Genomic DNA, 14,509 nt, shown 5'->3' with positions numbered 1-14,509 from the left:
CTCTGATCCGGGAGCGCGGCGCAGCCTTGCCTCACGGCCGGACGCCGCCACAGCCGCCAATCTCGGTCGGGAGCTTGAGCCTGCAAGCCGTCCTGCCGCTCTCCGGCGGTGAACGCGTCGTCCGGAAGCGGACGCTGCAGCGTCCGGCTCGCGGAGAGTACGATTCGGAAGCTGGCGGCGAGGGAAGAGAGAACCGGAACTGTAAAAGCAGTCTAGAAACTGCTTCTACGTTCCGTTACGCGGCGCTGGTCCACCTCAAGAGAAGGAGGTGGTGGGCGCACTAGGGCTCGAACCTAGGACCCGCTGATTAAGAGTCAGCTGCTCTACCAACTGAGCTATGCGCCCGAGACCCGAAGGCCTGCGGTTGCGCCGCGGCCGGGGATGTAACAAAGGCCGCCCCGGCTGTCTAGGGCGATCAGCCCTCTTCCTGGAAAACCTCTTCGCGTTTGGCCCGGATCGAGGGCAGGAACACCAGAACCAGCACCAGGAGAGCGATGACCAGCAGGGTCGCGCTGAGCGGCCGGGTGAAGAACACCGTCCAGTCGCCTCGCGAGATCGTCATCGCCCGGCGGAGATTCTCCTCCAGCATCGGCCCCAGCACGAAGCCGAGCAGAAGCGGCGCCGGCTCGCAGCCGAGCTTGATCAGCACGTAGCCGACGAGCCCGAAGAAGGCGACCGTGTAGAGGTCGAACACGTTGGAGTTCACGCTGAACACGCCGATCGAGCAGAACACCAGAATCGCCGGGAACAGGACCGTGTAGGGAATCGTCAGCAGCCGCACCCACAGCCCGACGAGCGGCAGGTTGAGCATCACCAGCATCAGATTGCCGATCCACATCGAGGTGATGACGCCCCAGAACAGCTGCGGCTGCTCGATCGCGACATTCGGCCCCGGCTGGATGCCCTGGATGATCATGGCGCCGACCATCAGCGCCATCACGGCGTTGGCCGGGATGCCGAGCGTCAGCATCGGGATGAAGGAGGTCTGCGCGCCGGCGTTGTTGGCCGCTTCGGGCGCGGCGACGCCTGCGATCGCGCCCTTGCCGAAGGCCTCCGGCGTCTTCGAGATCCGCTTCTCGACCGTGTAGGCCGCGAAGGACGACAGGATCGCGCCGCCGCCCGGCAGGATGCCGAGCGCGGAGCCGAGGCCGGTGCCGCGCAGCACGGGGCCGACCATCTGCCGGAAGTCGTCGCGCGTCGGCCAGACATGGGTGATCTTCTTGATCGCCACCTGCCGATCGCTCTCGTTCTCGAGGTTCCTGAGAATCTCGGCGAGGCCGAACACGCCGATCGCGACCGAGACGAATTCGAGCTTGTCGGAGATGTCCGGGATGCCGAGCGTGAAACGCTGCGCGCCCGACGTGACGTCAGTGCCGACCAGACCGAACAGCAGGCCGAGCGTGATCATCGCGAGCGCCTTGAGCACCGAGCCGTGCGCGAGCGCGACCGAGGCGATCAGGCCGAGGAAGATGAGCGAGAAATACTCGGCCGGTCCGAACTGAAGCGCCATCTCCGTCAGCGGCAGCGCGAACACCGCCACCAGCATGGTCGCGACCGTGCCGGCGAAGAACGAGCCGAGCGCGGCGATGGCGAGCGCGGGTCCCGCCCGGCCCTGCCGCGCCATCTGGTAACCGTCGATCGCCGTGACCGCCGAGGAGCTTTCGCCTGGCAGGTTGATCAGGATCGCCGTCGTGGAGCCGCCATACTGCGCGCCGTAATAGATGCCGGCGAGCATGATCAGCGAGGTTTCCGGCTTCAGGCCGAAGGTGATCGGCAGCAGCATCGCGATGGTCGCGGTCGGACCGATGCCGGGCAGCACGCCGATCAGCGTGCCGAGCAGCACGCCGAGGAAGCAGTAGAGCAGGTTGACCGGATCGAGCGAGGCGCTGAAGCCGATGGCGAGATTCTGAAGGAGGTCCATCCGCGCTCTCGCTCACCGGCCGGGAAGGAAGGGCGCGAGCCACGGACCGACCAGCGCATAAGGAAGACCGAGCCCGTAGCTGAACACGATGACGCAGAAGACGGTCAGGCTCAGCGTCAGCAGCAGCATCAGCCGGATGCCGGCGCGGGCGCTCGCGAGCGTCGCGATCGCCGCCACCAGGGCGATGGCGGCCGCGAGGCCGAGCCCGCGCACCGTCAGGCCGAAAACGATCGGCCCCGCCAGGATGAACAGCAGGCCGCGCCACGGCACGCCGCCGATCGGCGACGGCGCCCGGCCGAGTCCCTTGAAGATGATGACCAGCCCGAGCACGCCCAGGATGATCGCCAACATCAGCGGGAAATAGCCCGGACCCATCCGCAGCGCGCTGCCGAGGGGCAGGTCGACGGTTCCGTAGGCGAAAGCCGCCGCGAAGGCGACGAACAGCCCCCCGCAGGCGAGCTCGCGGGTGTCGATTTGCATGGCCCCTCGCCAGCTCGAGTTCTAGGCCGGGGTCAGTCGGCGTAAACGCCCGCCGCGGTGATCACCGGACGCCAACGCTCGATCTCGGAGGTCAGCTTGGTCTTGAGGCCCTCCGGGGTCGCTTCGGCCTCGGTCGACGGAGCGGTGCCGAGATCGGCGAAGCGCTTGACGACGAGCGGGTCCTTCAGCGCCTTCTGCAGCGCGGCCGAGAGCTTGGCGGTGATCTCCGGCGGGGTGCCCTTCGGGGCGTAGACGCCGTGCCAGATGCCGACTTCGAAGTCCTGCAGCCCCGCCTCCGCGGCGGTGGGCACGTCCGGCAGCGAGGCGACGCGGTCCTTGGTCGTGGTGGCGTAGACCTTGATCTTGCCGCCCTTGATCTGGTTCGTGGTGTTGGTGGTCTGGTCGCACATGAAGTCGACCTGCTTGCCCACGAGATCGGTCATCGCCGGGCCGGTTCCCTTGTAGGGAACGGTCGTCAACTGCTCGCCGATCTTGCTCATGAACAGCATGCCGCAGAGATGCGAGGCCGCGCCGACGCCGGCGTTGGCCAGCGTGACCTTGTCCTTGTTCGTCTTGACGTAGTCGATCAGGCCCTTGAGGTCGGCCGGCTCGAAGTCGGAGCGCGCGACGATGGTCATCGGCACCTCGGTGACGAGGCCGACATATTCGAAGGCGTTAAGGGTGTCGTAAGGAAGCTTGCGGTAGAGCACGGCGCTGGTCGCCATGCCGATGTGGTGCAGCAGCAGGGTGTAGCCGTCGGGATCGGACTTCGCCACGCGGGACGCGCCGAGCGTGCCGCCGGCGCCGCCGACGTTCTCGACCAGGATCTGCTGGCCGAGGTCCCGGCTCATCGACTCGGCGACCAAGCGGGCGACGGTGTCGGTCGGGCCGCCGGCCGCGAACGGGACGACCATGCTGATCGGGCGGGTCGGGTAATCCTCCGCCGCGGCGCCGCCGGAAAAACCGGCCGCGGCCATGAGCGCGGCGACCACCGCAACGATACGCGCGTTCTTCACGTGAAGCTCCCCAATGCCAATTGGGGCGGCGGAGCTTTCCCCGTCGCCTCTTCGCGGGCGACGCTTCTTGGGGGCGCCCAACCCGTTACGCGGACCGGCCAAACCTCCGTCCCGCGGCGGGATCATTAGCCAATGACGGCTCCGGCGCAACCTCGATCACGGAGAGTTCGCGCTGCGTGAAGGCCAACGCCGCCGCCAGCGCGAGCAGTCCGGCGCCGAAACCGAGCCCGCCGGTCAGGCCGCCGAACCAGTCCGTGAACAGGCCGGTGACGATCGGCCCGACCGTCTGGCCAAGGCTGAACGAGACCGTCATGGCGGCGACGCCCGAGGCCCAGGTCGCCTGAGGCAGATTGCGTCTGACGAACATCGTGGTGGCGGCCGTGACGGCGAACATGCCGAGGCCGAAGATCACGCCTGACAGGAGGTCGGCCGCGAAGCCCTCCAGGAACAGCGGCGCGACTGCCCCGAGCCCCGTCACCACCGTGGCGAGGCCCATGCCCCAGCCGCCCTTCAGGCGCGCGAACGGCCGCGCCCAGAGCCAGGGCGACGCCAGCCCCGCAAGGCCGACCACGCACCAGAACTCCGCCTCCTCGACGGTGGCCGCGCCGCCTTCGCGCAGGAAGGCGATCATGAAGGTCATGTAGGTGATGTAGCCCGCCCCGAAGACGCCGTAGGCGGCGAGGATCCAAGCCATCGGCCGCAGCGGCGCCGGCCGGCCGGCGGCGCGGGAATCGTCGCCCTCGGCCCTGCGCACCGAAGGCGCCGCGAGCGGGATCAGCAGCAGCGCCGAGGCGAGCCCGAGCGCCAGCCACGCCACCCGCCAGGACCATGGCTCGCCGCCCGCGAGCGCGAGCGGCGCGACCGCGGAGGACACGATGATGCCGACCGGCGGCCCCGCGTAGAGCAGCGAGACCACGAGCGAGGCGCGCGCGCCGGCGCGTTCGGAGATCGCGATCGCGACCGTCCCGCCGCCGACCAGCGCGAAGGCGCCGGCGAGGCCCGCCACGAAGCGCAGGACGGACAGCGAAACGCTGCCCCCGACCGCGGCGCTGAGCGCCGTGGTCAGGGCCGCCACGACGGCGCCGAGCACGACCAGCCGAAAGCTGCCGATCCGGCCCGCGGCCCAGCCAGCCGCCGCCGCTCCGACGAAATAGCCGAACGCGTTCAGTCCGTTAGGAAGGCCGGCTTCGGCGTAACTCCAGCCGAAGTCGGCCTGCATGTCGGGGAGCACGAGCGCATAGGCGAAGCGCGCTATGCCGAGCCCCACCGCGGGGGCCATGGCGATCGCCAGGACGGCGAGCAGCGGTCCGCGCAGGGCGGATTCCGGGGACGGCGACTCGGGCGCGGCTGATCTCGACATAACGCAGGTTTGATGACGGATCGGCCGAGCGCTGACCAGCGCCGCCGGCGCAAGCCCGCCCGGCGGTTCCGCAAGGGCGGACGGCCGGCGCGAGGCCGGCCGCCGGTCTCAGGCGCTGATCGCGGCCTGCGCGTTGATCTGGCCGCGCTTCACCGAGAGTTTGTTGAGCGCCGCCACATAGGCGCGCGCGGAGGCCACCAGCGTGTCCGGGTCGGCGCCGCGCGCCGTCACCGACTTGTCGCCTTCCTCCAGCCGCACCGACACCTCCGCCTGCGCGTCGGTGCCCTCGGTCACCGCGTGCACCTGGTAGAGCGACAGGGTGGCCTCGTGCGGCACGACGCGGCGGATCGCGTTGAAGATCGCGTCGACCGGGCCGTTGCCGACCGCCTGCACGGTGGTGTGCACGCCGTCGATGTCGAGCGTCAGCGTGGCGGACTGCGGCCCCATCGTGCCGGCGATCACGGTCAGCGACAGCACCTTGATGCGGTCGTGGCTCGAGGCGATCTGGTTGTCGACCAGCGCCTCGATGTCCTCGTCGTAGACATGCTTCTTGCGGTCGGCGAGCTCCTTGAAGCGCGTGAACGCGTCCTGCAGCTGGTTGTCGCCGAGCTCGTAGCCCAGCGCCTTCAGCTTGTCCTTGAAGGCCGCCCGGCCGGAATGCTTGCCCATCACCAGCGAGGTCTTGGTCACGCCGACCGAGGCCGGCGTCATGATCTCGTAGGTCTCGTTGTGCTTCAGCATCCCGTCCTGGTGGATGCCGCTCTCATGCGCGAAGGCGTTCTTGCCGATGATCGCCTTGTTGTACTGCACCGGGAACGAGGTCGCGGCCGACACCAGACGCGAGATCCGGGTCAGCATCGTGGACTCGACGCCGGTCTCGTAGGGCAGCACGTCGCCGCGCGTCCGGATCGCCATCACGATCTCCTCGAGCGCGGCGTTGCCGGCGCGTTCGCCGATGCCGTTGATGGTGCACTCGATCTGGCGCGCGCCGCCGGCGAGGCCGGCCAGCGAGTTCGCAACCGCCAGCCCGAGGTCGTCATGGCAGTGCGTGGAGAACGTCACCTTGTCCGCGCCCGGCACGCGCTCGCGCATGGCGACGAACATGGCGCGGTACTCGTCCGGCGTGGCGTAGCCCACCGTGTCCGGCAGGTTGATGGTGGTGGCGCCCGCCTTGATCGCCGCCTCGACCGCCCGCGCCAGATACTCATGGCTGGTGCGGGTGGCGTCCATGGCCGACCACTCCACGTCGTCGACCAGATTGCGCGCCTGCGCGACGGTGGCGGCGATGATCTCCAGCACCTGCTCCTCCGTCTTGCGCATCTGGTGCGCGAGGTGGATCGGCGAGGTCGATACGAAGGTGTGGATGCGCGGCCGCCGGGCGTGGCGCACCGCCTCGCCGCAGCGGGCGATGTCGCCCGGGATCGCGCGGGCGAGGCCGGCGATGATGGCGTTGTCGGCGCGGCGGGCGATCTCGGAGACGGCCTCGAAGTCGCCGTTGGAGGCGATCGGGAAGCCGGCTTCGATGACGTCGACGCCCATCTTGTCGAGCAGGCTCGCGACCTGGAGCTTCTCCTCGAAGGTCATGGTCGCGCCGGGGCATTGCTCGCCGTCACGCAGCGTCGTGTCGAAAATCACGACGCGGTCGGTGGAAGCGGTCATGTCGTAAGTCCTTCCGTCGGACAGCCCCGGCATCGCGTGCGGGGCGTGCGGTCTCGTCTCTGCGTGGCGTCCCGTCCCCTGAGCGCCCAGGCGAAAGCCCGGCCGGCCCTCAGGGGCGGCTAAGCAGGAGGAGACGAAGACCACGCGCGCGCGCGCCCGCGCCGGCCCTGAAGGCCGCCGTCCGGTCCGCGAAGACGTCGCCGCTCGCGCGCATGAAGGTCCCGCAAGAAAGCGCGCCGAAGAATGCGGCGCGCGCCCACATCTACGCCTCCGGAGCCCCGCGATCAACGCGCTTTAGCGCGCGTCCTTCAGCAGATGCGCGATGGCGGCGTGGACATAGACCGGCGACATGGCGGTGAGGTCTTGCGCCGAGCGGACCAGGACCGCCCGATCGAGCTCCGGCTCCTCCTCGGCGGCGAGGTTCCGCTCGACCACCCGCGCGAGCGCCGCCGCGTCGAGATCCGTGTCGAAGCGGCGGATGCAGGCGTAGAGGAAGCCGTCGACCACGACGAAGCGCTCGTCGGTCGGCCGCACCAGCGGCGCCCCGAGGCCCGTCTCCTCCATGAGCTCCCGCGCAAGCGAACCTTCGAGGTCGACCACGTCGCCCGCGATGTCCTCGAGGTCGGGCGTGCCGGCCGGAAAGTACATCTGGCCGGCGGTCGCGGTGTGCGGCGCCATGCGGCCGAGCAGCACCGCGCCGTCCGAGGTCACGACCGCCGCAGCGGAGAACACGTTGCCGAGTTGACGGCCGGGCGCGCCGCCCGCGCGCAGCCACAGGAAGGTGGAGTACGGCGCCTCGCGGAAGCGGGCTTCGAGCCGGCCTGAGGAAAGGTCGACGGACTCGGCGAGCAGCACGCGCCCGTCGAACAGCCGCGGGTTCTCGGCGACGCGCGCCGCCCAGTAGCGCTGCGCCTCGGCGCGCTCGCCCTCCCCGATGGCGAGCTCGCCCGGAAGAACCCTTCCGTCGAAGGCGGCTACGTCGACGACTTCAACGCTCATGCGAAGGACGCCTCCCCGGCTGGTCGTCCGGCGGGGTCGCGGACCGCCCCCCGCGCCGCCACGACAAGCGCCGCGACGAGCGCCCCAGGCCCGAGCGGCGCGCCGGCCAGCGCGAGCGGCATGATCACGATCGGCGCGATCCACGCAAGCAGCAGCCAGCCGGAAGCCGGCGCCCGCGTCGCCGCCCACACGACGATCGCGCCCGCGAGCGCCGTCATGTCGTAGTTGAACGCATATGGCAGCGCGAGCAGCGTCCCGGAGGTCAGCAACAGCGCGCGGGCGACGGGATCGCTCGTGCGCCGGAACGCCAGGACCGTGAGCGGGGCCGCCACGATCGTCGCGGCCGCCTGCAGCGGCCAGGCGGCCGCGGGGCCCACGAGCGCCTTGGCGGCCTGGTACACGGTCGGCATCATGGTCACGAAGCCGCCGACGCCCTGCGTGAGGATCTCGCCCTGCACGCCGGTGGTGACGCCGAGATAGAGCCGCCAGGGCTCGAGCCCGAACGCGGCGACGCTGAGCCCGACCAGAGCGACCGTGGTTCCGGCCGCCCAGAGGATCGTCCGCCAGGCCCCGATCGCCACAAGCGCGAAGGGCAGCAGAAGTCCCAGATGCGGCTTGATCGTCAGCAGCCCGATCAGCACGCCTGCGAGCCATGGCCGACGTTCCAGCGCCGCCAGCGCGCCCAGCGTGAGCGCGCCGGTCAGATGCCCGTTCTGCCCGAAGGCGACGTCCACGACGCTGGCGGGCGAGATCGCGGCGAGCAGGCAGCACAGCCGGCGGCGTCCGGAGGGCGCCAGCGCCGCGACCGCCGCCAGGAACGCCGCTCCGGTCAGGACGAGCCAGAGCGCCAGAGCGGCGAGGTAAGGCAGCGCGCCGAACGCCGCGAACAGCAGCAGCGCGTGCGGCGGATAGGACCAGTTGTGATCCGGGAAGCTGGGCCCGAAGGCTGCGGCGAGGCTCGCCTGATAGGCGTCGCGATCGAACAGGATCGCGGCTTCGCCCGCGAGCGCAAGGCGCGCGCCGTTCCAGACGTTCACGAAGTCCCGCCCGACAGCATAGCCGGCGGCGTCGAGCGGAAGGCTCTCCGGCGCGAGCGACCCGCGCCCCATCAGCAGGAAGCCTACGGCGCAGATCACGGCGCTGAGCGCCAGGGCCCGGAAGATGGGCCGCCGCCAAAACTGCGCCGGCGCAGGACTGTCGGTCGACATGGCGGGATCCGAAGGCGGGAGCTCGGCCCTATGCTGGACCCGGCATCGTTAAGCTTCGGCTTCGCGCGGCCCTCAGACCGCCACGGGGGCGAACATCGTGCTCGGGCGCACGAACTCCTCCTGCGCCGCCACCGTCAGCAATTCGCGCGACCCGGCGTCGGCGGTCGCCTTGAGCACGCCGTAGATCGAGGAGCCCGCTCGCGCGAGCGCCTCGGCGGCCGAGCGGGTCGTGAGCAGATGGACGAAGAACAGGGCCGCGATCGCGTCCCCTGCGCCGTTGACCGAGATCGGCAGCAGCGGCGTCCGCAGGCGGAAGGCGCCCTCCCCGTCCACCGCCAGCAGCTCGATCGCGCCCTCTGGGGTCTCGGACGTCTGAAGGCTCGTGACCAGGACGGCGGCGGGTCCGGCGCTGCGCAGCGCCTGCGCCGCCGCCTTGGCGCCTTCGAGGTCGCGGATCGTCCGGCCGGTGAGGAACTCGAGCTCGAACTGGTTCGGCGTCGCGACGTCCGCCGCCGGGATGGCGCGGTCGCGCATGAACTCCGGGATGCCGGGCCGCACGAACACGCCGCGGCCGACGTCGCCGATCACCGGATCGCAGCAATAAAGCGCCCGCGCGTTGGCCGCCTTGACCCGCGCGACCGCATCGAGGATCGCGTCGCCGATGGCGGCGTCGCCCATATAGCCGGAGAGCGCGCCGTCGCAGCCCGGCAGCACGCCCCGCTCCTCGACCCCGGTCAGCACGTCGCGGATCGCATCCGCCGGAAACACCGGCCCGCGCCACGCCCCATAGCCGGTGTGGTTGGAGAACTGCACCGTGTTGATCGGCCAGACCTCGTGCCCGAGCCGCTGCATCGGGAACACCGCGGAGGCGTTGCCGACATGGCCGTAGGCGACATGGCTCTGGATCGACAGGATGTTCATCGCCGCCCCTCAAACGCGGATCGGCGCCCTTGTACGATCCGGCCCGGCGTCCCGTCGAGACGGACCCAGCGTCACGCCAGGGCGACCGTGAGCCTCGTCCGCCTGTCCGCCTCGACGCCGGCGAGGAAGTCCGGGATCTCGCCCGCCGTCATCGGCTTGCTGAACAGATAGCCCTGCATCGTGGTGCAGCCGAGCAGCCCGATGGTGCGCTTCTGCGCCTCCGTCTCGACGCCTTCGACGACGCAGTCGATCTTGAGGTTGCGCGACAGGTCGATGATCGTCTTGAGGATGTCGCGCGCCACGCCGTCGTGCTCGATGTCGACGATGAAACCGCGGTCGACCTTGATCCTGTCCAGCGGCAGGCGGCGGACATAGCTCAGACTCGAATAGCCGGCGCCGAAATCGTCGAGCGCCACCCGGGCCCCGAGCGCGCGAAGCGCGCCCAGCGAGATCTCTGCGAGCGCGATGTCCCGCATCGCGGCCGTCTCGGTGATCTCGAACACGATGCGGCTGGCGTCGAGCCCGCTCGCGCGGACCTTCTCGATGGTCTTCAGGATCGCCTCGGGCGACAGGTCGCGCGCCGAGAGGTTGAAGGAGATGCGGATGTCCGCCGGCCAGCGCCGCGCTTCCGCGAGCGCCTTCTGCAGGAGGGTCTGGGTCAGCCGCGTGATCAGGTCGGTGCGCTCGGCGATCGGCACGAAATCGGCCGGCGAGACGGGCCCGAGCTCCGGCGAGTCCCAGCGGGCAAGCGCCTCGAAGGTCGTGATCCGACCGGTGGCGACGTCGACCATCGGCTGGAACACGAGCGACATCTCGGTCTCGATGTCGGCGTTGCGCAGGCTTTGCTCGAGGACGCTCAGACGGCGGATCGCGGTTTCGTGCTCCCGCGAGAACATGATCGCGCGGCCGCGCTCGTTCTGCTTGGCGTGGTACAGCGCGTAGTCGGCGCGTTCATAGAGCAGCTTGGCCTGGCCTTCCCCCTGGTCGCTCGCCGCGAAGCCGATCGTGCCGGAGATCTTGGCCAGCACGTCGAGCGTCGAGAACGGCGCCAGCAGCGCCTCGCAGACGCGCTGTCCGAACCGCTCGACCTCCTCATGGCTGTGGCCGCCGTCGAGGATCACGCCGAACTCGTCGCCGCCCAGCCGGCAGATGAAGGCGCCGTGCTGGGCGATCTCCTGCAGCCGCGCGCCGGTCTCGACCAGGACCTGGTCGCCCACCAGATGGCCGTAGAGATCGTTGACCGGCTTGAAGCCGTCGAGGTCGAGCAGGCCGACCCAGAAACGCCGCTGCTCGCCTTCGGCGGACGAAAGCAGCTCGGACAGCCGCGTGAAGAACTGCCGGCGGTTCGGCAGCCCGGTGAGGCCGTCAATATTCGCCAGCCTGTGATTGTCGTCGCTCAGGCGCTGGGTCTCGGCCTGGGCCTGGATCATCTGCTCGAATTCGCTCGAGTAGACGAACAGGATGTAGATCATCACCAGCGAGACCAACGCCATGTTGGCGCCGATCGCCATCAGGACCGGGTCCCGGGAGAAGATCAGCGTCACGCTGTAGGGGATCGCGACCGAGCTCGTGATCCCGAGCGCGGCGGTCCGCACATGCATCAGGCAGAAGATGCAGCTCACCACGGTGAGCCCGACGAACACCGTCACATGGGTCTGCTGGGCGGTGGAGCCGTACTGGTGCAGCTCGAGCGCCCACACCAGCATGGCCATCCCGATCGCCGGGCCGAGCAGCACGGTCGTCCGCAGCAGCCGCTCCGCCTCGGCGGAGCCGGGCGCGGCGTTGCGGCGCCTGACCCATACGACGATCCGGGCCGCGCTCAGCGCGAGCAGCGGCGACGGCGCCGCGACGAGCCACAGAGGCGCGGCGTCCCAGAACGTGTAGGCGAGCGCGAGCGCGTTGACGCTGAGCAGCAGGTAGAGAACCGGAACCTGCTTCGAGAAGGCGGCGACCTGCGCCCGCAGCAGCGCCGGGCTGCTGACCCGCTTATCAGGGACTGTTCCGCGCGCAGGCATTGGGACGTTCCGGGGGCGCTTGAGGGCGCGAAGCTGAACACGCGCGCCTTAAAAGAACGTTTTGCCGACTGACGCCCGGCCCGCAAAATAAAACGGCCGGCCTTCGGATGAAGGCCGGCCGGGGCGGTCAGACGAGGCTCAGCCTCGACAGATCAGCTCAGTTCTTCGACTTGTCGACCAGCGCCTTGGCCTTGATCCACGGCATCATCTCGCGGAGCCGGGCGCCGACCTCCTCGATCTGATGCGCGTTGGCCTTGGCGCGGGTGGCCTTGAAGGAGGTCTGGTTGACCTTGTTCTCGAGCATCCAGTTGCGCGTGAAGACGCCGCCCTGGATGTCGGCCAGAACGCGCTTCATCTCGGCCTTGGTCTCGGGCGTGATGATGCGCGGGCCGGTGACGTACTCGCCGTACTCGGCCGTGTTCGAGATCGAGTAGTTCATGTTGGCGATGCCGCCCTCATAGATGAGGTCGACGATCAGCTTCACCTCGTGCAGGCACTCGAAATAGGCCATCTCGGGGGCGTAGCCGGCTTCCACCAGCGTCTCGAAGCCCGCGCGGATCAGCTCGACCAGACCGCCGCAGAGCACCGCCTGCTCGCCGAACAGGTCCGTCTCGCACTCCTCGCGGAAGGTGGTCTCGATCACGCCGGCGCGGCCGCCGCCGATCGCCGAGGCGTAGGACAGGCCGATGTCATGCGCGTTGCCGGAGGCGTCCTGCGCGATCGCGATCAGGCACGGCACGCCGCCGCCCTTCTGGTACTCGCCGCGCACGGTGTGGCCCGGACCCTTGGGGGCGACCAGCAGCACGTCGAGATCCTTGCGCGGCTCGATCAGGTTGAAGTGCACCGCGAGGCCGTGCGCGAACATCAGCGCCGCGCCTTCCTTGAGGTTCGGCTCCAGGCTCTCCTTGTAGATGTCGGCCTGCAGCTCGTCCGGCGTGAGCAGCATCACCACGTCGGCGGACTTGGCCGCCTCGGCCGGCGACATCACCCGGAAGCCCTCGGCCTCGGCCTTCTTGGCGGTCGCCGAGCCTTCGCGCAGGCCGATGATCACGTCCTTCACGCCGCTGTCGCGCATGTTGAGCGCGTGGGCGTGGCCCTGGCTGCCATAGCCGATCACGGCGACGGACTTGCCCTTGATGAGGTTCAGATCGGCGTCGCGATCGTAGTAGACGCGCATGGCGGGTTCCTTGGGTTCTTGACGTGCGTTGAAGCGATGCGTGCGGGGCGTCTAGCGCACCGGACGCGCGAAATGAAGCGCGGCCTTCGCGGAAGGGATCTGCGACGCGCCGCCGGGACACGCCGCATAGGTTGTTCTGCTTATCTTGACCAACCTCTGATTGTGCCGGAGCCTGTCGTTCACGCCGCGGCGGCGGGCCGTAGGGTCGTCGCGGAGAGGCGTCCAGCAACAGGGGCGACGGATGGCGGTGAATCTGGGAAAGACGCTGGACTGGGAGCAGGCGCGGGGCGACGACCGCGCCATGCTGGAGGACCTCCCAGGGCAACATCCTCAAGGGGCACGGCCGCCACCACACGGCGCATCTGTTCCTGAACTTCGGAAGCAAGGGCGACGCCGAGGTCCGGCCGATCCTGCGCAGCATCGGACGCCAGGCCCAGTCGGCGCTCGACCAGCTCCGCGACGCCAAGGCCTTCTCCAAGTCCCGCCGCTCCGGCGGGCGCTTCCTGTCCTTCTACCTGACCGCCGCCGGATACGACGCGCTCGGCCCCGCGGCCGCGGCCAAGAAGCCGGACGACGCGGCGTTCCTCGCCGGCATGACCGCCCGGCGCGCGCGGCTGGACGACCCCGACCCGGCGACCTTCGACGACTGCTTCCAGGAGCCGAGCCGGATCCACGGCATGCTGCTGATCGCGGCCGACGACGACGATGTGGTCAAGGAGGAGGCCGAGCGCTGGGAGACCCTGCTGTCCTTCGGCGGCATCAAGGTCGTCGGACGCGAGATCGGCTTCGCCTATCTCAACGCCGACGGAGAGGGCATCGAACATTTCGGCTACATGGACGGGCGCAGCCAGCCGCTGATGCTGACCCAGGACGTCGTCGCCGACGCGCACAAGGACGGCGTCCCGCCGAAGCCGGGCGGCGGTTTCGACTGGATCTGGGACCCGCAGTTCAAGCTCGACCAGGCGCTGACGCCCGACCCCGGCGGCGCCCATGAGGGAGTGAGCTGCGGCAGCTATTTCGTCTTTCGGAAGCTCGAGCAGGACGTCAGGCGCTTCAAGGACCAGGAATCCGAGACGAGCCCCGGCAGCCTCGCGGACGTGCTCGGATTGCCCGTCCCGGGCGATCCGCTGGAGGACGAGCGCGAGCGCGCCGGGGCGATGGTGGTCGGCCGCTATGAGGACGGCACGCCGTTCGCGGCGCCTCACGTGCCCGCCAAGGGCAGCCCGCCCGCCGCCAAGGCGATCAACAATTTCGACTTCAGCGGCGACCCCCAGGGCGCTCTCTGCCCGTTCCGCGCGCACATCCGGAAAAGCAACCCGCGCGGCGACAGCCTCCGGCTCGGCGCGACGCTCGACGAGGAGCGCTCGCACATCATGGCGCGGCGCGGCATCACCTACGGGCTGCGCGACCAGGACCCGGCGACCAAGGCGTTCCGGGACCGTCCGTCGGGCGGCGTCGGCCTGCTGTTCATGGCCCACATGGCGGACATCGCGAGCCAGTTCGAGTTCACGCAGGCGGCCTGGGTGAACAATGGCGGCTTCGTCGACCCCAGCGCGGGGCTCGATCCGGTCATCGGCCAGGGCGTCAACGGGCCGGGCCAGACGGACTGGCCCGACGGCTATGGCGCGCCGAACGCCGGCCAGATGGATTTCGCGCTCTGTGTTCATCTCAAGGGCGGCGAGTACTTCTTCGCGCCGTCGAAAAGCTTCCTGACGACGCTTTAGGGCCGCGCCCGCGGCGGGCGGCCCGCTCC

At 69.7% G+C, this 14,509-nt stretch carries 11 protein-coding genes and 1 tRNA gene; 1 reads left to right on the top strand and 11 read right to left on the bottom strand.

Annotation, left to right across the window (positions count from 1 at the left end; all coding sequences use genetic code 11):
• Positions 1-269 precede the first annotated feature (269 nt).
• The 11 genes from GGR24_RS11730 to ilvC all read right to left on the bottom strand — a co-directional run bounded on the left by GGR24_RS11730 (position 270) and on the right by ilvC (position 12,756).
• Positions 270-345, bottom strand: a tRNA-Lys gene (locus tag GGR24_RS11730).
• A 70-nt stretch (positions 346-415) separates the two neighbouring features.
• Entirely contained in the window at positions 416-1,921 is a 1,506-nt protein-coding gene (locus tag GGR24_RS11725) for a tripartite tricarboxylate transporter permease (RefSeq protein ID WP_183395537.1), read from the bottom strand.
• A 12-nt stretch (positions 1,922-1,933) separates the two neighbouring features.
• Positions 1,934-2,401 (bottom strand): tripartite tricarboxylate transporter TctB family protein, encoded by a 468-nt coding sequence (locus GGR24_RS11720; RefSeq protein WP_183395536.1) that lies wholly within the window; start codon positions 2,399-2,401, stop codon positions 1,934-1,936.
• 32 nt (positions 2,402-2,433) lie between these two features.
• On the bottom strand, positions 2,434-3,378 hold the full coding sequence (locus tag GGR24_RS11715) for a tripartite tricarboxylate transporter substrate binding protein BugD (RefSeq protein WP_183395689.1): 945 nt from the start codon (positions 3,376-3,378) through the stop codon (positions 2,434-2,436).
• Positions 3,379-3,502: 124 nt separating this feature from the next.
• Positions 3,503-4,777, bottom strand: a complete 1,275-nt coding sequence (locus GGR24_RS11710) for a YbfB/YjiJ family MFS transporter (RefSeq protein ID WP_183395535.1) — start codon at positions 4,775-4,777, stop codon at positions 3,503-3,505.
• Positions 4,778-4,885: 108 nt separating this feature from the next.
• The gene (locus GGR24_RS11705) at positions 4,886-6,436 is read right to left on the bottom strand and encodes a 2-isopropylmalate synthase (protein WP_183395534.1); all 1,551 of its coding nucleotides are present in this window, start codon (positions 6,434-6,436) and stop codon (positions 4,886-4,888) included.
• Positions 6,437-6,730: 294 nt separating this feature from the next.
• Entirely contained in the window at positions 6,731-7,435 is a 705-nt protein-coding gene (locus GGR24_RS11700) for an NUDIX hydrolase (protein ID WP_183395533.1), read from the bottom strand.
• A complete protein-coding gene (locus GGR24_RS11695) occupies positions 7,432-8,643 on the bottom strand; it encodes a glycosyltransferase family 87 protein (protein WP_183395532.1) in 1,212 nt (403 codons plus the stop codon). The genes GGR24_RS11700 and GGR24_RS11695 overlap by 4 nt, the downstream gene beginning before the upstream one ends.
• A 72-nt stretch (positions 8,644-8,715) precedes the next feature.
• Positions 8,716-9,564 carry a pyridoxal kinase PdxY gene (gene pdxY / locus GGR24_RS11690; protein WP_183395531.1) on the bottom strand — a complete coding sequence of 283 codons (849 nt, stop codon included), beginning with the start codon at positions 9,562-9,564 and terminating at the stop codon, positions 8,716-8,718.
• A 71-nt stretch (positions 9,565-9,635) separates the two neighbouring features.
• Positions 9,636-11,579 (bottom strand): putative bifunctional diguanylate cyclase/phosphodiesterase, encoded by a 1,944-nt coding sequence (locus GGR24_RS11685; RefSeq protein WP_183395530.1) that lies wholly within the window; start codon positions 11,577-11,579, stop codon positions 9,636-9,638.
• A gap of 157 nt (positions 11,580-11,736) precedes the next feature.
• The gene (gene ilvC, locus GGR24_RS11680) at positions 11,737-12,756 is read right to left on the bottom strand and encodes a ketol-acid reductoisomerase (RefSeq protein WP_183395529.1); all 1,020 of its coding nucleotides are present in this window, start codon (positions 12,754-12,756) and stop codon (positions 11,737-11,739) included.
• A gap of 251 nt (positions 12,757-13,007) precedes the next feature.
• Here ilvC and GGR24_RS11675 point away from each other — a divergent pair, with 251 nt between their 5' ends.
• Positions 13,008-14,480, top strand: coding sequence for a Dyp-type peroxidase (locus tag GGR24_RS11675; RefSeq protein WP_343066249.1), 1,473 nt, complete (start codon positions 13,008-13,010; stop codon positions 14,478-14,480).
• Positions 14,481-14,509: the final 29 nt, after the last annotated feature.

Source organism: Hansschlegelia beijingensis, assembly GCF_014196425.1.
Lineage (GTDB): Bacteria > Pseudomonadota > Alphaproteobacteria > Rhizobiales > Methylopilaceae > Methylopila > Methylopila beijingensis.
The sequence above is the reverse complement of the archived record's forward strand: the minus strand, read 5'-3'. Positions and strand labels throughout refer to the sequence as shown.

Excerpts from the sequence above, each read along its gene's own strand:
- GGR24_RS11725 (WP_183395537.1), bottom strand. The coding sequence starts at position 1,921 with ATGGACCTCCTTCAGAATCTCGCCATCGGCTTCAGCGCCTCGCTCGAT.
- GGR24_RS11720 (WP_183395536.1), bottom strand. The coding sequence starts at position 2,401 with ATGCAAATCGACACCCGCGAGCTCGCCTGCGGGGGGCTGTTCGTCGCC.
- GGR24_RS11715 (WP_183395689.1), bottom strand. The coding sequence starts at position 3,378 with ATGGCCGCGGCCGGTTTTTCCGGCGGCGCCGCGGCGGAGGATTACCCG.
- GGR24_RS11710 (WP_183395535.1), bottom strand. The coding sequence starts at position 4,777 with ATGTCGAGATCAGCCGCGCCCGAGTCGCCGTCCCCGGAATCCGCCCTG.
- GGR24_RS11705 (WP_183395534.1), bottom strand. The coding sequence starts at position 6,436 with ATGACCGCTTCCACCGACCGCGTCGTGATTTTCGACACGACGCTGCGT.
- GGR24_RS11700 (WP_183395533.1), bottom strand. The coding sequence starts at position 7,435 with ATGAGCGTTGAAGTCGTCGACGTAGCCGCCTTCGACGGAAGGGTTCTT.
- GGR24_RS11695 (WP_183395532.1), bottom strand. The coding sequence starts at position 8,643 with ATGTCGACCGACAGTCCTGCGCCGGCGCAGTTTTGGCGGCGGCCCATC.
- pdxY (WP_183395531.1), bottom strand. The coding sequence starts at position 9,564 with ATGAACATCCTGTCGATCCAGAGCCATGTCGCCTACGGCCATGTCGGC.
- GGR24_RS11685 (WP_183395530.1), bottom strand. The coding sequence starts at position 11,579 with ATGCCTGCGCGCGGAACAGTCCCTGATAAGCGGGTCAGCAGCCCGGCG.
- ilvC (WP_183395529.1), bottom strand. The coding sequence starts at position 12,756 with ATGCGCGTCTACTACGATCGCGACGCCGATCTGAACCTCATCAAGGGC.